Annotated in this window: 15 protein-coding genes; 4 read left to right on the top strand and 11 right to left on the bottom strand. The window is 49.9% G+C overall.

Annotated features, from left to right (window positions below; genetic code table 11):
• Positions 1 to 16: 16 nt before the first annotated feature.
• The 6 genes from GA003_00640 to GA003_00665 form a co-directional block, all read right to left on the bottom strand.
• The gene (locus GA003_00640) at positions 17 to 406 is read right to left on the bottom strand and encodes a hypothetical protein (protein QXD28524.1); all 390 of its coding nucleotides are present in this window, start codon (positions 404 to 406) and stop codon (positions 17 to 19) included.
• A 219-nt stretch (positions 407 to 625) separates the two neighbouring features.
• Positions 626 to 1939, bottom strand: coding sequence for a Gfo/Idh/MocA family oxidoreductase (locus GA003_00645; protein QXD28525.1), 1314 nt, complete (start codon positions 1937 to 1939; stop codon positions 626 to 628).
• 123 nt (positions 1940 to 2062) lie between these two features.
• The gene (locus GA003_00650; protein ID QXD28526.1) at positions 2063 to 3109 is read right to left on the bottom strand and encodes a hypothetical protein; all 1047 of its coding nucleotides are present in this window, start codon (positions 3107 to 3109) and stop codon (positions 2063 to 2065) included.
• Positions 3027 to 3446, bottom strand: a complete 420-nt coding sequence (locus GA003_00655) for an aldehyde dehydrogenase family protein (GenBank protein ID QXD28527.1) — start codon at positions 3444 to 3446, stop codon at positions 3027 to 3029. The genes GA003_00650 and GA003_00655 overlap by 83 nt, the downstream gene beginning before the upstream one ends.
• Before the next feature lie 39 nt (positions 3447 to 3485).
• Positions 3486 to 4331, bottom strand: a complete 846-nt coding sequence (locus GA003_00660; protein ID QXD28528.1) for an aldehyde dehydrogenase family protein — start codon at positions 4329 to 4331, stop codon at positions 3486 to 3488.
• A gap of 176 nt (positions 4332 to 4507) precedes the next feature.
• Positions 4508 to 7192, bottom strand: a complete 2685-nt coding sequence (locus GA003_00665) for a c-type cytochrome (protein QXD28529.1) — start codon at positions 7190 to 7192, stop codon at positions 4508 to 4510.
• Between the two features lie 406 nt (positions 7193 to 7598).
• On the opposite strand from GA003_00665, the gene GA003_00670 reads away from it, so the two are divergent.
• Positions 7599 to 8606, top strand: coding sequence for a sulfatase-like hydrolase/transferase (locus GA003_00670; GenBank protein QXD28530.1), 1008 nt, complete (start codon positions 7599 to 7601; stop codon positions 8604 to 8606).
• 110 nt (positions 8607 to 8716) lie between these two features.
• Here GA003_00670 and GA003_00675 read toward each other — a convergent pair whose 3' ends face one another.
• From GA003_00675 to GA003_00690, 4 genes are all read right to left on the bottom strand, one after another.
• A complete protein-coding gene (locus GA003_00675; GenBank protein ID QXD28531.1) occupies positions 8717 to 9562 on the bottom strand; it encodes a DUF4159 domain-containing protein in 846 nt (281 codons plus the stop codon).
• Positions 9563 to 9691: 129 nt separating this feature from the next.
• A complete protein-coding gene (locus tag GA003_00680) occupies positions 9692 to 11125 on the bottom strand; it encodes an arylsulfatase (GenBank protein ID QXD28532.1) in 1434 nt (477 codons plus the stop codon).
• 19 nt (positions 11126 to 11144) lie between these two features.
• A complete protein-coding gene (locus tag GA003_00685; protein QXD28533.1) occupies positions 11145 to 12740 on the bottom strand; it encodes an arylsulfatase in 1596 nt (531 codons plus the stop codon).
• A gap of 48 nt (positions 12741 to 12788) precedes the next feature.
• Positions 12789 to 14381 carry a sulfatase-like hydrolase/transferase gene (locus GA003_00690; GenBank protein QXD28534.1) on the bottom strand — a complete coding sequence of 531 codons (1593 nt, stop codon included), beginning with the start codon at positions 14379 to 14381 and terminating at the stop codon, positions 12789 to 12791.
• Positions 14382 to 14518: 137 nt separating this feature from the next.
• Here GA003_00690 and GA003_00695 point away from each other — a divergent pair, with 137 nt between their 5' ends.
• A complete protein-coding gene (locus GA003_00695; GenBank protein QXD28535.1) occupies positions 14519 to 15061 on the top strand; it encodes a hypothetical protein in 543 nt (180 codons plus the stop codon).
• A 160-nt stretch (positions 15062 to 15221) separates the two neighbouring features.
• Here the strand turns inward: GA003_00695 and GA003_00700 are convergent, their stop codons facing one another.
• Positions 15222 to 15497 carry a hypothetical protein gene (locus tag GA003_00700; protein ID QXD30496.1) on the bottom strand — a complete coding sequence of 92 codons (276 nt, stop codon included), beginning with the start codon at positions 15495 to 15497 and terminating at the stop codon, positions 15222 to 15224.
• Here GA003_00700 and GA003_00705 point away from each other — a divergent pair.
• Both GA003_00705 and GA003_00710 read left to right on the top strand, forming a co-directional pair.
• On the top strand, positions 15403 to 17022 hold the full coding sequence (locus tag GA003_00705) for a Na/Pi cotransporter family protein (GenBank protein QXD28536.1): 1620 nt from the start codon (positions 15403 to 15405) through the stop codon (positions 17020 to 17022). The genes GA003_00700 and GA003_00705 overlap by 95 nt on opposite strands.
• A gap of 99 nt (positions 17023 to 17121) precedes the next feature.
• Positions 17122 to 18360: a NupC/NupG family nucleoside CNT transporter gene (locus GA003_00710; protein ID QXD28537.1), complete on the top strand. Its 1239-nt coding sequence runs from the start codon at positions 17122 to 17124 to the stop codon at positions 18358 to 18360.
• Positions 18361 to 18582 lie beyond the last annotated feature (222 nt).

Below are 18582 nucleotides of genomic sequence, written 5' to 3' on the forward strand. Positions count from 1 at the left end.
AGGTAGCAAACCAGCGTTATTTAACCGGGTAGGTAAAAGTAGTAGGATCAATTAACGGTGAGTCTGCCGGCCAGAAGCGTAGGCGTGCCTCTTTCTTAAGGGCCCACCTGTCGCGGTGACTGCTGGTGAGGTAGCCTCCTGTAATCGGGCAGTCGATTTGAACGCCTCCCACCCATTTTGGTAAATTATAATTCCCCGAAGACAATTCGACGACACGACCGTTCACCTCAACTTTCACCACAGCTGTTCGAATAGCTCCACGTAGTGAGTTAGTATGCTCGGTCAGTTCCAGGAGTTTTATTTGTGCTGAGCTACCATCCCTCAATTCAACTATTGCTGATTCTCCCAGGTTCAAATCTATGGTGCGAACAATCGGTGCTACCGTACTTTGAGCTAGCACAGGCATTTAGGGGCAAAGCAGACACAGAAAAAAGAATAGATGCCTTGTCGTATTATAAGACATGATACTTGGAGTTTTTATGATCTGATGAGCTTAGGTCCATCGAGTCCAATTTACTCATTCAGGCCCTTATCCAGACTTCAGGGAATGAGGGCGCTAATGCGATCTATAAAGCATCCTCAATTATGTTCCTCTGCACTAGTGCCTAGTCGAACCAGGGGTTGATCAAACAGCTGGAAGTTTTTTTAGATTGGGTCTCCAGGGTTTGCGGCGAACGCGGTTGGCCATCTTTTGGGCTTCCTTGTCACCAATAAACTTTTCCTTAACGGGATCAAATTCAACTTTTCTGCCGAGCTGCCAACCAATAGCGGCAGCATGGCAGGCAATGTGACCTCGTCTTGTAATATCTTGATTACAGGCAGGTTTTTCGCGCGTCTTTACGCAATCCAGAAAATCTCGCACATGCTTGATCGGGTCGGTGCCAAACATTTCCTCAGTGGGTGCGCCTTCTTTCAGGGACTCTGAGCTGGTTACGATGTTACCATGGTCTCCGACTTCGACCCAACCTTCGTCACCTTCGAACTTTACAGGGCAGGTTCCCGGGACTTTCCAGTCTCCTTCGCCTTTGAAACCGGAGAGACGCATGACGAGTTTCACCCCGTTGTTGTATTTACCATGAATGGTGTCGCCTTCGTATTCATACTCGATGGGCATCGTATTGTCGGCATTCGCTCCCCATTGGCATAAGTCAAGTGTGTGGGAACCCCACTCCGGTAATCCGGCGCCACCGTGGAAATCGTAGTGGCCGCGCCAACGGCCTTGCACATACTTCTTATTGTAGGGGCGCCACGGGGCGGGTCCGAGCCAGAGATCCCAATCACATTCCTCTTTGTCCGGTTGAGGTTCTTCTGGCAGCCATTCTTCGTCGGGCTTTAGCTTCAGAATACCAGCGTGCACGGTATGCACATTGCCGAGTTTGCCACTCAAGGCCAGATGGGCTGCAAATTTGAAATTATTGACGTTGCGGCGCTGAGTGCCTGATTGGAATACACGTTCATATTTGTTCACCGCATCGGCCAGCTCCTGACTTTCCTTGATGTTCATGCTGCAGGGCTTCTCGCAATAGACGTCTTTACCTGCTTTGGCTGCCAGGATGGTTCCCAAGGTATGCCAACGGTCGCCCGTGGTGATCTGTACGATGTCGATATCTTTGTTCTCGAGAATCTCGAACATGTCGCGCGTCTTGTAGCAGTCTTCGTTTTCGTAGTCGCGATTTACAACACGGCGGACAATTTCCCGGCGTTCTTCCTGAGCATCGGCAATGGCAATGAACTGCACGTCAGGCTGCTGAAGAAAGCAAGAGAGCACTTTCCGACCTCTAGGGCCGATTCCAATTCCGCCCATGACCAGGCGATTGCTTGGAGCAACAGAGCCATTTTTGCCAAGAGCGCTGGCTGGTATGATTGTGGGCATGCCAATAGCAGCGGAAGCTGCGGCAGCGGTCTTAAGAAAAGTGCGACGTGAGGTATGTTTGTTCATGAGAAGAATCAGGGTATGTGTGATCAGATCATTCCAAGTCTCTGGAATCTTTACTTACTTATCAGACGTTTAAATCGACTCAATCCATTGAAGTCAATTCACCTAACCGTTAACTGCTTCTTTTCAGCTATTCCCTTTTTCGCCTGTGTGTGTAGCCTGACGCTGGAGCAATTCAGACGTCTCAGTGGAGCTGCTCTCAATGGAGAGGGAAGACTCTCGAAGGATTGTTTCCAGCTCTTCGAAGTTCCTATAAACCCTCAGGTTGGGGAGATTGTAGTAGGTTCTAACTGCGTTCTCGTTGGCGATGATTGGGATTCCGGAGGCCAGAAGTTCAGGGATCTTGGTTAAAGAGCCCGTACTTGGAACGGTGTGGATGATCACGCCAGTTGCTTGCGCAAACAACGCTTCCAATTTTGTGGAATCAACCTGGCCTCTAAAACCTAAGTTCGTGAAACGGAATTGCTCTTCCATCGTATCTGTCCCAAGTCCTGCGACCACAAATGGAAGCTCATGGACTTGGCTTATAGAGAGAAAATTCAGCAATTCAATCGTCCCCATTTTGGTTGGGTGATTCCATACATTCCCGAATATTAGATAGTGACACTTTTGAGAATGCTGGCGCTTGTTTAGGATACGAGAGGTTCTCTGTTTCAGGGCTTCAGGTAGCTGATATGCGTGGTACTGAGCATCGATGTCATGTAACCTTAATAACCATTGTTCCTCTCTGGAAATAACGTGGACTTCATCGCACACACGAAGCGCGGCTAATTCCTCGTCAAACCAATCCGGAGAGGTTCGTTTAGAGTAAAAAGATGACTGTGATGGCACAAGAGATTCCAGATTATGGGGATAGGCAATCACTCGGAAACCAAAGTGTTGGGCAATATACGGAAGAAGCATATAGGTGCCGAAATTGCTCTCCCACACAAAAGTGTCCAGTTCTCCGCTGTACTCTTGGAAGGTGGACTTAAGAGCTTTAACTCCACGTGCTACTCGCAGAATAGCGCGGGGCGAAATACCAACCTCCCGGGACTGAAAGTAAACTTTCAATCCAAGCAGCCAGTCGGATAGAGTGGGAAATCCTGAGTTAGGATTGACTTCGATATTTAGAAAATCGACTTCGCGTATTCTGACTGAACAAGTAGGCGGCCAGGCCCCAGGGAGTGTCATTAGCTTGGGCAATGGCAGCCTCCAGATCATCGAAGGGAACGAGGGGGACCACGGGTCCGAAGGTCTCTTCATTCATCATCCGCATTTCAGAAGTTGCTCCGGTGATTACGGTAGGGAGGTAATAATTTCCTTGGGTATAGGATTCACCTTCTGGGGCTTTCCCTCCACTCACGAGTGTAGCTCCTTTGTCAACCGCGTCGGCTACATGGGCTTCGACTTGCGCTCGTGCTTCTGGTGTGCACATGGGCCCGTTGTCCACTGTTGGATCGGTAATGCCATCACCGATGGTCATGGCTTCACCGAGTGTTTTCAGTTTTTCTGCCAGGGCATCATGCACGGAGCCATGAACGTATACCCGGTTTACGGTGCTGCAGGATTAGCCACAATTGCGGAAACCCTTGTAGGCTATGATTTGGGCGGCGAGATCTACATCCGCATCCTCACATAAGACCGCGGGACAGTGACCACCCAGTTCGAGCGAAACTTTCTTTAAATCAGGAGCGCAGGCTTCGAGGATTTTTTTCCCGACAGCGGTAGAGCCAGTCATCGCAACCTTCTTAACATCCGCGTGTTTGACCAGTGCTTCCCCTAACTCGGCGTTTGGCCCGGTAATGACATTAATGACTCCTGGAGGAATCCCTCCTTCAGTCAATGCATGACAAAACGCCGTGGCGCACATGGGAGTGATCGGCGTCGGTTTCACCACAATGGTGCAGCCAGCTGCTAAGGCAGGGCCTAGTTTCCAGGCGAGCAAGGCGACTGGGTAATTCCAGGGGGTTATGGCGGCACAAACCCCGACGGGATGGTAAGTCACCCAGGATCGGAAATTCGATTTTTCCGTTGGATTGATGGTTCCCTCGATACGAACCCCTTCCGCGGCATAGTAGTCAATCATGTCGCACGAGCCGGTGGCTTCTCCGACTGATTGGTTGAGCGGCTTTCCTTGTTCTAATGCCATGTAGCGGCCAATCAGATCAGCTTTGGTCTTCGCATGAGCTGTTGCTTTACGGATAATCTTTTCGCGTTCCCAAGCTGTTTTTTTGGACCAGCTCATAAACGCCTCCTTGGAACTCGCTACGGCTTTGTTGACGTCTTCAATCGTTGCACTGGCAGCTCGGCCGATGATTTCACCGGTTGCGGGTGAGGGAAGATCATAAGAGGCGTTGTTAGTTGCGGGGACGGATGATCCGTCTATGAGTAATTGAACTTCGGGTACGTTCATGTAGAATAGAAAATATTTGGTAGTTTGGAGATTCGTAGTCGTTTGTTATCAGGATGGGTAGGACTCGATTGTCGTTTCGAGGAACGAAGTGACGACACCAACACGAGCCGTTCGGAAGGCGGCGGTTTGCGGCGAAACCGCTCTACCTATAATAGCAAGAATCCATAGTAAGTATTTTAATTCCAGTTGGTCTCTTGTCCCAGGTTATGAATGGTGTTCTGAATCTCACCTTCGATGGGCTCTCCATTCTTACCCGTCAGTTTGTAGCGAATGGACATTTGCCAGACTGGGGACATGTCATCAATCGAAAGTCGAAGGGTTTTGCCACCATTGGTAATCTTAGCGCCTTCTACGGCGTGGGTCTTCTCATCGTAATGTTTTGACCCGTAGTTGGCAGATCTCAGTAAGGACCAGCTTTCTACCTCGACTGCGTCCTGAATATTTTTGAGGGATCCTTTCGAGAGTGGATCAGAAAAAGTAATATCAATACCTGATGGAAAGGCATTCATTTGGACAGGCAGGTGGGATGGTTTGCCAGTTGCCCGCACGCGAAAAAATCCACCTGGCAGGTGCATTTGTGCCGTTCCCCAAGCTGACATGCCGGCTAGGTAAAGATGTCCGTCTTCGGCGTTGAAACGCCCACGCATAGTCCCAGTTGGAAAATCAGGAATCGGTAGGCGACAAAGTCCGCCCTGCATTTGTCCGTTAACGGTTTCATAGGGAGCGATTTCCAAGCGTCCATGACCGTAGGAGAGGTTGAGCAGCTTGCCATTGAGTGGACCCCAGCTTGGGCTGTCGATCCACAGAAGCTCTGACGGCGAACGATCGAATCCTTTATCGACCCAAGTGAGTGGTTGTTCCATGGCTTCATTGGAAGTATCATCCGGGGCGCCATAGCCCCACATATTGCCGTAGAAGTTGTCACCTGGAACGACCCAGTTGATACGGTTCATCGGATTCCAGTGACCTTCCTGGTCGGTGACAAAGAAAGTGCCGTCCGGATTGCGGCAGACTCCATTGGCGGCGCGAAAGCCCTTTGCCAGAATTTCTGTTTTCAAACCGTCCGCGGTAATTTTAAGTAAGGTTCCATGATGAGCCACGAGCGGAGGTCGCGCATGTCGCGCACTTTTCGCGTAGTAAAAATTGCCTTCTTCATCGACCTGCAGACCCATGGCGAATTCATGAAAGTGCTGAGTCACCTGATGATCAGAGTTGAAAGCTTCGTGGTAGTCCATTTCGCCATCGCCGTTGAGGTCATGCAGACGAACGAGCTGGTTGCGGCAGGTCACAAAGATCTCTCCATCGACAAGCTTGATACCCAGCGGCTGGAACAACCCAGCTGCAATCCGTTTCCACTCTGCATTCACTGCTTTGTCATCGGCGATGCCTTCCACTTTCCAGACATCGCCATCCCAGGTGCAAAGGTAGGCAGTTTTCCCGTCAGCAGAAAAATCGACACCGGTTGTCCTCATCCAACTCTTCCAAGGGTTGTCACGTGGGATCGCAAAGCTATCCCATTGAAAGGGCCCGTCTTGTTCTCCGCGAATGATGGGAGAAGAGATACTTTGCTGCCATTCGGACGGGCTGCCTTTGGTAAGTGGTTCGAGATCGAGGTCATCTCTAGCAAGGGACCCATTACCGGAAATAAACGCCACGTTCAGGGGTGTTTCTGAGGCGGGGATGGTTGCGGTTAAGAAGTCATCTTTGTCAACGAGTTTGATTTTGTTGCCACCCTGAACCTTCATGGATGTACCGCCATTGGATAGTCTTAAGGTGAGATCTTTGTCTGACTTGCCGATATTGAGAATGCGAGCAATGCCTTCGGACTTGGTTAGCTTATGACTCTCAAGGATTTTAGATCCGCCAACGGTATAAGAAATTACGATACGTTGCCCGTGGCGATAGAGCCCCTTGTATTGGGTCCAGTCGCGTGGAAGGGGGCCAAAGCGCCGACCGTCCAATCCGATAAAGCGTTCGTCATCAAACATACCGGTCGCTGGATTGGCCCAACCGGGGGCGTCTTCGGTTTCGTAAATGATCTTTCCCGAGGTACGGGGCCAATACCAATGCTGATGATCCAGATTGATGCCTTGCCAATTGGTAAATCCTTCGCCTTTCCAGATACCAGCGACGCGCATGGTGTCGTGCTCAAAAGCCAGCCAGGTATTTCCGGCGGATACGCCACCCTCACCTGGGTCCAAACGAACCGCAATCCCCTTGTAGGCTATATTGGCATCGGGCGCAACATAGCCACGCGTGTCTTTACCTTCGGGCCAGCGATACGGCTCTGTTTCCTCGGGCACAATTTCGTAGGTGCCGGTCAGAAAGGGGCCATAATCCATATCCTTCCACGGTTCGTGTTTTAGCGGCTTAGGGCCCATTTCAGTCCCCTTGGGTAAAGTCTCCAAATAGGCATCGTTCACTTCGAAGTGTTGATCCGGATTATACTCTTTCAGATAATGGGAACGGATGTAATGAATGACTGCATACTTGTCCTGCGGAACCAATTGCGCTTGGGGAGCCATCAGTCGCCAGCCACGGGTGATGGTCTGGTACATGGTATAGGGATCATTCCCATGTTGAAACTCACCTTCGCCAAATCGCAGGGAGTTGGGGATGGATCCGGGCAAATTGATATCTCCATGACAGGTGTGGCAGATCCGTTCGTAGACCTGGCGACCATGATTGATGACCTGGTTGTTGGTCTGAAGAATGTAGGCCTCGTGATCGATGTTCGCCTCGTAGTCTGGAAGGGCCGATTCCGGTAGCAGCATCGTACCGGGGGGCATCGATGTTTCCTGAGCGAAGCTTTGCGTGAAGGCTGCCCAACTGAGAATTAGAATAAGTAAGCGTTTCGACATAGGAAATATACTTCAATGCTCGGAAATCTTGCGGGGATTAAGGAGATAGGCCATAGGAAACTACAGGGTTATAGACATTTTTTGACTACCCTTTGGGTGCCACTCGCCAAAGAGTGGCGTGTAGGATTGCCGTAAACACTTCGATTGGCAGGAATATGGCAGGAATCACCAATTATACTTCAGAACCCTTTTAATTACTGATCAAGGTGGCGGCTAAGCAGACCGAATTTGTATTCAAGACAGGAATCTGGAAGTAACTGGATTTTCTGCTCTCGTAGGTCTGATTGCTCACTGAAGAGGTGACGGGATACTTCCCCGCTATGTCATGGTAGAATTCTGTCATTAGATTTTTTTCAGGGCGTTCGCCGCCGGAAGCTCACGACAGGATGTCTTTGATCACATGACCATGAACATTGGTCAAACGGCGCTCGATTCCATTGTGGTAATAGGTGAGTCGCTCGTGATCGAGGCCGAGAAGGTGGAGGATGGTGGCGTGGAAATCGAGAGGGGTGGCTACGTCTTCTACCGCTTTGAAACCAAACTCATCGGTGCGGCCGTAGGATACGCCTGGTTTGACGCCTGCGCCGGCAAGCCAGCCGGTGAAGCCATTGTCTTCATGGAACGGGCAGTCGATGAGAAAAAACCGTTCTTTCTATACTTGCCCATAAACGCAGCACATGGAGCCGTAAGCGTCCCGAAAGAATTCCGAGGCAAGAGCGGCGTATCGAGTCGCGCGGACAAAGTTCTATGGGTTAACAAAAGCTTGGGCCGAATAAATGACTCTCTGGCTTCTTTGGGGCAAACGGATAACACACTGATGGTATACACCTCCGATAATGGTCCCTTTGCCGCGCGAGGGGATGACATGCTAGAAGGACACGATGCATCCGGACCTTACCGCGGATACAAGACCGACGCCTGGGATGGAGGAACGCGTGTTCCATTTATCGCTCGCTGGCCTGGAAAGATAAAACCCGGAACCACGAATGATAGTTTAGTAAGCCTCACTGATATCATGGCAACTATCTCTGCTGTATTCGACAAACCATTACCTGATTGGGCAGGCGAAGATAGTTTTAATCAGTTGCCCAATCTTTTGGGTGAATCCAATGCAGGTCGTGACTCCATGATTACACAATCCTACACTGGCATCCTCTCGATTCGACGAGATAAGTGGAAACTCATCCTCGATACGAAAGGCTCTGGCGGGTTTTACCATTACTCTCCTGAAGTCGAACGCCATACAACCATGTCGCCCTGGCGTCCCGACATGAGTGATTCTGGACAATTATACGACATCGATCGGGATCCTTATGAGACAATGGATGTATTCGATAACTATCCTGAAGTGGTCACCGAACTTAAGACTCAATTGAGAGCCTACATCAACAGTGGCAGAACACGTCCCTTGTAGAGTCAACTCAGTCCTTCAACATTACAGGAGTCAATATCCCTGTTCCTCGGTCAGTACCTGTGTGGTGAAAATTGATAACCCTGAGAGGTTTCTATAAGATGGGTTTCCCATCAATGCGTCAGCGCATAGGTAATGATGTTGATCCCCATCGGGTAAGACATCTTTTCGGAGAAGCGTAGGAAGTACTCGTGGTTTTCACCTTCGCGTTCCCAGCCGTCGCCGAGGTCGTTGTTGTGGCAGAGCAGGGCCATCATGCGGCCGTAGCCATCGAAGTAGGCCCAGAAGTGAGGGCCTTCGTCGCCGCCCGAATAACCGTGACGATGCTCGTAGAGATAGCCTTCGCGCCAGGTGCGGATATCGACGACTTGAGGCAGTTCTTTCAGATCGTAGACGTTATGAAAGATAGGGTGATCTATGGTAAGCTCGATGGGTTCGATGTCAGGAAAAACGCCTTTCATTTCCATCATCACATTGTCGATCGATTCCTGGGACCAGAAGTCGTCCATCATCACAAAGCCTCCATTGAGCAGGTACTTGCGAAAGGCTTCCTGCTCCAGCTTGCTCATCGTGATCTTTCCGACACCGGCCATGTAGACGAAAGGGTAGTTCACAAGATCAGGATCAGTGAGCTCCATGACCTTGCTCATGGGGTTTACTTGGAGGGAGGTCATTTCCTGTAAGCGATAGGAGAAATTCCAGTCGCCATCAGGGAAGTCATTATCCCAACGACTCCACCAACCGAAGGAGCCAAAGGAGTCATATTGAATGCGCACAAATGTAAACACATCATCCTCGAATGCCGGATCAATTTCCCAGGTAGCAAATTCGTCGCGCGAGGGCATCGGCCTACGCCGTCCACCGGACTGACGATAGTCCTGTTGATAGTTTTGCTCGATACGCGATCGTTGGTTGTCTCCTTCTCCACGCCGAGATTGACCACTAGAAACCGTTGCCATTGAGCAAAGGAAACAGATTAAAATAATTAGGCCGCGGAGTTGCATGAGGTAAACCTTAACAAAGCCAGTATTCCTCAACTATCGGATAAGGGCAACGAGAAAGGCTGACGTTTACACACAGTGTTGTGACTACTCGTTGATCAGTGAAGGACGAACTTTCTCCCACCACCGATCATACGCTACGGACATTCGATCAACGACTTCTGGATTTGTATCTGTCAGATCATGACTCTCGTTTGGATCATTAGTCAAATTGAAGAGTGACCATTGCTTCGTGGAAGTCTGTGCGTAGTGAATATCCTGATTTTCGGTGTAGAGCATGCGCTCGCCATTGATTGCTTTGCGGTAGACTCTGCATTCGCCTTCACACGTATCGACGGTTCCGCTTCGCAGCAGGTGCCAGCTTTTCCAACGGATGCTTGCATTCACATACTTATGTTGATCGGCCAGCCCTGTGCTCCAGCGAGATACATGCTGAAAGAGCATGCGGTCGGGTAATGACGTTTTCGGATGGCGGAGTCGTTCGGCCAAACTGATCCCTTCAATTTGTGCCACCACTGCTTCGCTCAGTTTTCCCCCTGCCAGTTCGACCAAAGTTGGTAGTACATCAATGTGGCCGGTCAGAGAATTCTCGTCTCTGGGTTCTAGTTGCCCCGGCCAGCGCCAAAACGAGAAAGCCCGAGTCCCACCGCGCCAGATGGTGCCTTTGCACCCGCGCATTCCAGCGTTGTAGGTATCCACGCCGAAGGTGCCGCCATTGTCGTTCATGTAAATGACCAGGGTATACTCTGCCAGCTTGAGATTATCCAGGTGGTCCACGAGGCGGCCGAGGTTCCAGTCGAGATTGGATATCATTCCTAGGTATTCAGCTGCTTTGTCATCCACCTTTCCCTTATAGGGTGCGATGAACTCCTCGGGTACGATGGTCGGGTTGTGTGCATTGTAGGTAGGGATGTAACAAAAGAACGGATCTTCTTTGTTTTCCGATATCCAATCCATTGCACGGTTGTAGAAAATATCTGTTCGATAGCCTTTGGATTTTTCAGGCTGACCGTTCAGCAATAGATCTGGATCGTAATGAGAGCGTTGACTGTCTTCCGGAACGGTCAGAGCGACGTCGAAACCGCGTTGCTCGGGTCGATATCCATCTTGTTGTCCCAAGTGCCATTTGCCAAACATCCCGGTTTTATATCCGGCATCTGAAAGCAGTTGTGGCAGGGTTGTGACCTGGTTGTTCATGTTGCGGCGTGGAAGTAGCGTGTGGGTTACTCCCGAATTGAACTCCTGCATGCCCGTCATGAGTGCTGCCCGCGTTGGAGCGCAAGTGGGGCTGACACTAAAATCCGTCAACCTTACCGACTCGTCATACAGGCGATCAAAGTGTGGCGTTTTCAAATAAGGGTGTCCGTGTCGTCCAATATCACCGTAGCCTTGGTCGTCACTAAGTAGCAGGATGATGTTGGGAGCCGCAGTTTCAGCCGATCGCCTTTCCTGACCGATGACCAGATGCCCGCTCACCAGAAAGGCTATGACAACAAGCAATCCTTGGGTAACGCGTATCATGGGCATAGGAAAAATTAGGCTACTTCTTTGAAAGATTGGTGCGCTTATCCCAGGCCGTATGTTTCGCTTCCAGTTCGGCTACTTTCTCGGGCATCTCAGCGGCAAGATCGTTGAGCTCAGTTCCGTCATTGGATATCTGATACAGTTCCCAGGGCTTTCTGTTTTCGGAAACCAGTTTCCAATCACCGATTCGTGCAGCTTTTCCTTTGCTGTGTTGCCAGTAAAGTTCTTCGGTCGGTTCCCACTTACCGTTTCCAGTTAATACGGATCCAAAAGACTTCCCTTCGAAAGGTAGTAGCCCATCCCGTGAACCAGGATTGCCTCCAGCCAGATCGAGGAGAGTAGGCATCATATCAACCACGTGGACGATTTCCCCTGTCACATTGCCAGTGAGTTTTTCGTTAAGACCATCCGGCCAGCTGACAATGAGTGGGGACCTAGTCCCGCCTTCATGGTCGTGTTGTTTAAACAGTCGGAACGGTGTGTTGGAAACATTGGCCCAGCCATAACCATAACTTTGCCAGGTGGATTGATCGCCTGGCATGATGTGTGGCAAATTCCCCGGACGAACAGGACGGTTGAGGCCATCAGTTGTAAAGGGTTTAGTCCACGAGCCGGTGCGGTCAGGAGGATACTCGACATGACAGCCACCGTTGTCGTTTTGGTAAATAAAGATGGTGTTATCCAGCTCGCCGGATGCTTCCAATTGTTGGACGATGCGACCGATGTTTCGGTCCATACAGGAAATTTGTGCGGCATACACTTCCATGCGTCGTTCCTGCCAGGCCTTGTGTTCTTCTTCTTCCCAGGCGGGCACGTCTGGATGACGTGGAGATAGTTCCCAGGAAGGGTCAACGACTCCCAGTTCTTTCATTTTGGCATGACGTGTTTCACGAAAATGATCCCAACCTTGAGCGTAGCGGCCTTTGTAATGTTCGATATCTTCTGGCCTGGCATGCAGAGGCCAATGAGCTGCATTGTAAGCAACGTAGAGAAAGAAGGGTTCATCTTTCGGGTGTTCTTTTAAAAATTTGAGTGAGTAGTCCGTAATGGCATCGGTCTGATAGTAGTCCGGATTGTCCTTCCACTCGTCAGTGCGGTCTTCACCATTTTCGTTCAGGTCAGCGGGAGCAAAGAAATCCGTGGTGCCCCAATAGGTTGAGTAGGTGCGGTCGAATCCGCGTTTGTGTGGCGCGCTGGGTCCATGCGGTTGTCCCGGATCTGACAGGTGCCATTTGCCGGACATGTAGGATTTGTAGCCGACTTCGGCCAAAGCCTGAGGTAGCATGATGATGTCGTCACGAAATCCGTTGGCGGCTGATCCATCGGCCAGTGCCGTTTTCGGATAGAGGCTCGTCAGCAGGCTTGCACGTGTCGGCCAGCACATATTGTGCACGTAGTAGTTGGTGAATCGCACCCCATTGTCAGCCAGCTTGTCCAAGGTCGGCGTTTCGATCTCCCCTCCATAGCTACCCAGGTCGGAGTAGCCCATGTCATCGGCTATGACTAAGACGATGTTGGGTGGGCCTTTTGTAGCGGTGGGTTCATCTTTGGCCGCACAGCCAAAATTGAGGACTAGAACCATCAGGGTAATAGGGTAGAAGACTTTGTTCATTGGAATGGGTTGTAGTTGGGCAGCGTAGCACTCGTCAACGTCGCTGCGCTATCTTTTCTCTCGAGGTGTGGTCGCTACTACTTTTTTAAATGCGTCACGTTTTTCATTAAGTTTGATGGACTGGGCCGCGCACTTCTCGCGCAGTGTGTTTAAGATGCCAGCGACTTCCTTCTTCCCCGCCAGATTATTTAGCTCCGCAGGATCCGCTTCCAGGTCGAAGAGCATTTCAAATTCCGGCTCGCGTCCGGCAAAATCGACATGGCTTTCATTGTATTCCCACTTCACACCCTCAAACATGCGGATGTATTTCCACTTGCCCATGCGGATGCCTTCCTGGAAGGGATTGTCACGTCCCGTGTAAAGGCTTTCGAGGAAGAGCTCCTCTCGCCATTCGGTTGTTTCGCCTCGGACGAGTGGTTGAAGGCTCGTGCCGTCCATGAAGTCTAGCGCATTCACGCCCGCGTAATCCAGAATCGTTCTGGTGATATCCAAACTGGAGACTAGCTCGTCACTGGTGGATCCCTTTTGGGAGGCTGGTGCATGGGGGTCGTAAACAAAACAGGGAATCTTGGATGCCAAGTCATAGAGAAGTGATTTCCCTCCCATCCCATATTCACCCATCAACAGTCCGTGGTCGCTTCCATAGATGATGATGGTGTTGTCCATGAGCTCTCGCTCTTCCAGGTCCTTAACAAATTCTCCAATCACATAGTCTAATCCGGCGATGGTTTGGTAATAGCGGATGTGGTGCTCGGTATTGGTTTCGCGTGTGTAGTTGTATTGGTAAGTGGATGTCTTGCGGCCTTCGTCCTGATCAAGCATATGCCTTGGGATGAACTGATACGGATCAGTGGCGGTTTCGTCGGGAATCTCGATGTCCAGATCCCGGTAGAGCTCATCGTAAAAGCGTGTTCCTTGTAGCTCCGGGTTTTCATTCGCCGGGCGCGCCATCTTTCTCCAGTCACCGAAATCAGGATACATACTGGTGGTTTGTGATCCGTGCGGTACATTGAGACTAACGGACAGACAGAAGGGCTTGTCGTCCGGTCTGCTATCGAGAAAGTCGCCCAGGGCTTCGCCCATGATCTCGGTAATGATGTTCTTCTTGGCTTTATGGTAGGGGTTGGTGCTTTGGCTATCGAAGTTCTTGGGTAGGAACTTGGTCCAACCGTCATGTCCCCACCAATAATCAAATTTGTCTCCTGCATTTCCCTTCCAGGTATAGTACTCAATACCAATCTTGCCGACGAAGCCGGTGAAGTAGCCTGCCTCTTGCAAGAGTGCAGGATAGGAGCGGTCCCATTGTTCTTCGGTCAAATCATAGGCCGAGGTGAAACCGATTCCATGGACCCGTTCGTGCATGCCCACTAATAAAGAGACGCGACTGGGTGAACAGACGGGCTCAGCCGTGTAGGTGTTCTTAAAGCGCACCGATTTACTCAGCAGTCGATCCACATTCGGAGTGTCGACAAAAGGGTGCCCCATGGCCGCAAAGGTGTTGTCCCGCTGATCATCCGTCAGGAGGAAAATGATGTTGGGGCGTGACTGTTGATCACTTCTTTCCGAAGCAACTTCATCCGAATTACAACTCGTAACAAATAGTGCCACCAGTAATTGAAGAGGAATATAAAAGTTTTTCATGCATGAAGGTTGTAGTTGGTACGGCAGGTGTGGGTCAATTGTGATTGCTGGCAATGTCCGCTACTGCATCCATACTGGGAATACAATCGTAGGAGTAAGCATCCAGTATACGTTAAAAATAATAACCGAACATAGAGATGAAATCCTTAATTAAAATTGAAATGCTAGTATTAGCCGCATTGATGGCTTCTATGCCAGGTCTTCGTGGACAGGAGGAAAAAAGCGAAGGTAAGAACATGGCAAATGACCCATTGCCGACCATTTATGTGGAGTATCGGGAGGATGAGTTCTACCCGGAGCGAAGTCGTTACAATACGCTCAACGAGCAGGACCGTCTTCATTATCTGAAGCGCAATTTTGAGAAAGTCTTTGAAAAAGAGGATTGGGGAGTAAAATTCGAATATAAACTCTACCCGGTGAACGACAAAGGAGACGCGGAGGTGCTTGAAATTACCCAACTCAGTTTCGATGCACGCAATCGAATCGAAGTAGAATTGCGCACCTGGGCAAAATTCAGAGGTAGTAAAGGCGAAAAAGATTTTGGTGTGCAATTGGTTCGCCATGTGCCGAGTGCGGTCATGACATCCGGTTCCATTGAGCGAGACTTGGATGAGATATACACCAAGTTGGCCAAGCAAATCGCTAAGGACCTGAACCAAACGATATTTAGTAATCAATAATTTCCACTTTGCAGTTAGCTTAGTCAGGCCTGTGTCGCTTTGAGGAGTGGCGCAGGCTTTTTTATACGCATCCGGTTTATGAATACGGGCATGGTGCCCTATCGATTGGGAGTAAAATCTATTCAATCGGAGGAAAAGATTGAATCTTCATAGGTGAGTCTTATCTATTGGCCTTGGTATTTATGTTGGAAAAGCGAACTTGGTTGCGGATCAGCTCCGTCAAAGGACTGGCTGCCTTTTCGGTGCTCTTGCTGTACTCAGTCGGAATGACATAGTTATTGGGCGCATCGAGTGGGGGCAATGCTTCTGCGCATGCCGAGCTCAACCTCGTTCCTATATTGATGAGTCTAGGAGGCGGATTGGCTCTATTCTTATATGGGATGGACAAAATGGCGAGTGGCTTGAAATCCGCCGTGGGCGCCAAAATGAAGTCCATATTGGGCCGTTTTACTTCGAACCGATTTAAGGCCGCCATAACGGGTAGTGTGGTAACGGCCGTGATTCAGTCTTCTTCGGTTACTGCTGTATTGGCTGTTGGCTTTGTCTCTGCCGGTTTGATGACCTTGAACCAGTCGGTCGGAGTCATTATGGGTGCGAACGTGGGCACGACCATTACCGCGCAGATAGTCGCCTTTAAGGTCCAGGAGGCGGCGCTGGCACTCATCGCAATCGGGTTCATTCTCGCTTTCCCAGGAAAGAAAGATCTTCGGCGCCAGCTGGGGAATGTCATGATGGGGCTTGGGCTGGTTTTCTTTGGTATGTCCATCACGGGAGACGGTGTATACCCCCTGCGCTCTTATCAGCCGTTTATTGATTTCATGACGACCCTGAAGAATCCCATGCTCGGGATTTTGGTAGGTGCGGCTTTTACCGCGCTTGTTCAATCCTGCTCGGCTACCACCGGGATCCTAATCACACTTGCGAGCCAGGGACTGATAGAACTGCCAGCGGGAATATCACTTATATTTGGTGCCAATGTCGGGACCTGTGTTACGGCCCTATTGGCCACCATTGGCAAATCGCGTGAGGCTATGCGGGTGGCATTGGTCCATGTTATTTTTAATATTTTTGGGGTGCTTCTTTGGGTCGGATTCATTCCACATCTGGTGGGTTGGGTGGAAGTACTTTCGCCAGGTTCTTCTTTAAAGACGGGAACCGACCGACTTGCTGCAGAAGTTCCTCGGCAGATTGCCAATGCCCACACCATCTTTAATATTACAAACACGGTATTGTTACTCCCCTTCAGTCACCTTCTGGCTTCTATGGTTCGAAGCCTAGTTCGGGGTAGGCCGCCCAAGCCCAAAGCGACCTATGCCAAATTTCTGGATCCAGATGTCATAAACATTCCGACTGTAGCTCTTCAAAACGTGAGGCTCGAAACAAGCGAGCTAGCGAAACATGTTTTGAAGACGATGGAAAAAATTACCTCTGATCTGGAAGCGCCCAAAGAGGAATCGCTTCGTCAAATTAAGAAAGCTGACAATGTAGCGGATCAATTGCAGGCAGAAATTTTGCTTTATGCCAGTCGTGTGCAGAAGGAGAACCTTACCAATATTGAGAGTGAGGAATTTCATCGAACCATGATTCAGATCGATGCTTTGGAACGGATCGGCGATGTCATCTCCAATGATATGGTGAAGATATCTCGCAAAAAGCTGAAAAAGAATCTGAAGAGTAGCGAAAAGTTGACGAGCATGTTACTCGAATTGCAGACAATGCTGGTGGATCTGCTCCAGCATGCATACCTGGTGATTCGGAATCCGGAGTCTGAGTTGCGCGATTCCATTCTAGCTGCCGAGGCTGAGGTCGAAGGTCGGATCGAAGATTTCTTTAATCATCAGGAACGCAGATTTGAGGAAACGGAAGGAGACCGCGTACCGCTATTTCGGGTCGAGATGGATATGGTAGAAAAGCAACGACGCATCTATGGCTTAATTAAGCGTTTGGTTCAGCAGAGTTGACCTTTCAGATTGCTTTCGAGAGGGTCATCGCACCAATACCGTTTTTTTCGGCGATTGATTTCGTAATATATCCATTCTGTTTCACCCACTCAACACTCTATGAATGCATTGATTAGCCTGCTTGGCATGGCGGTTTTACTTGGAATCGCACTTCTATTTTCTACCAACCGAAAAGGCATCAATCTTCGCACCGTAGGAATCGCCCTTGGACTCCAATTCTGTATAGGCGGGATCGTCCTTTTTGTTCCAGCCGGGAAAATTGCGTTGGAGAAGATTGCCTATGGGGTTCAGCAAGTGATTGATTACTCTCAGGCTGGTTTGGACTTCATGCTTGGTGGTTTGGTGAGTGACAAGATGTTCGAGCTGTTTGGCGGATTAGGTTTCATTTTCGCATTTCGCGTCCTCCCAGTCATCATCTTTTTCTCCTCATTGATTGCTGTGCTTTACCATCTTAAGGTGATGCAGCTGGTAATTAAATTGATTGGGGGCTCCCTGCAAAAACTACTGGGGACCAGTCGAGCTGAAAGTATGTCGGCTGCTGCAAATATCTTTGTTGGGCAAACGGAAGCACCCTTGGTGATTCGACCTTACATTGCGAACATGACGAAGTCTGAACTCTTCGCGGTGATGAGTGGTGGCTTGGCATCGATAGCTGGTACCGTTTTGGCCGGCTATGCCGGAATGGGGGTTGAGTTAAAGTATTTGATCGCTGGCTGCTTCATGGCCGCACCCGGGGGATTACTCTTCGCCAAGATTTTGCTCCCGGAGACCGATAAGCCAAGTGATGAAATTCTTGTAGCTCCGAAAGAGGATCTTCCTGCTAATGTGTTTGATGCGGCTGCGACTGGAGCCTCCAGTGGGTTAAAACTCGCTGCCAATGTGGGCGCCATGCTCTTAGCCTTTATCGGTCTAATTGCTCTGTTGAATGGGATCGTTGGAGGTATTGCTGGGATCTTTGGTTTCGAAGGGCTAACTCTGCAGCAGATCCTTGGAGCCATCTTTGCGCCCTTGGCCTGGGTGATCGGTGTTCCCTGGGTGGAAGCTCTACAGGCTGGAAGCTTTATCGGTCAGAAACTGATCCTAAATGAATTTGTGGCCTACGCAGATTTCGTACAAATACAGGACACCTTACTTCCACGTACCCGGATTGTGGTGACAATGGCTCTATGTGGGTTCGCCAATTTGTCATCGATTGCGATCTTGCTTGGTGGCATAGGTGGTATGGCTCCTTCTAGGAGACAGGAGATTGCCAGCTTAGGTTTGAAGGCCGTGCTTGCGGGATCCTTATCCAATCTAATGTCGGCCGCTATTGCCGGTGTATTTATTTCCTTTTGTTAACACGCACTCTCACCGGGTTGTGTGCAATGAGTTTGATGGTTAAAAATTGGAGACATCCCTGGGGCTGCGTTTATCAAAGATGTTTGGATTGCACACAACCTTGGGCCGACATGCCGGTTTCCCTCTTATCAACCTCAATCACGCACAGGCGTGCGCTCAATCGTTTCTCAATCGTCAAGCCCAACATCTCGACTCCATGATAGCACATTTTAACAATCAGAT

The sequence above is a fragment of the Opitutia bacterium ISCC 52 genome, from assembly GCA_014529675.2.
GTDB lineage: Bacteria > Verrucomicrobiota > Verrucomicrobiia > Opitutales > UBA2995 > UBA2995.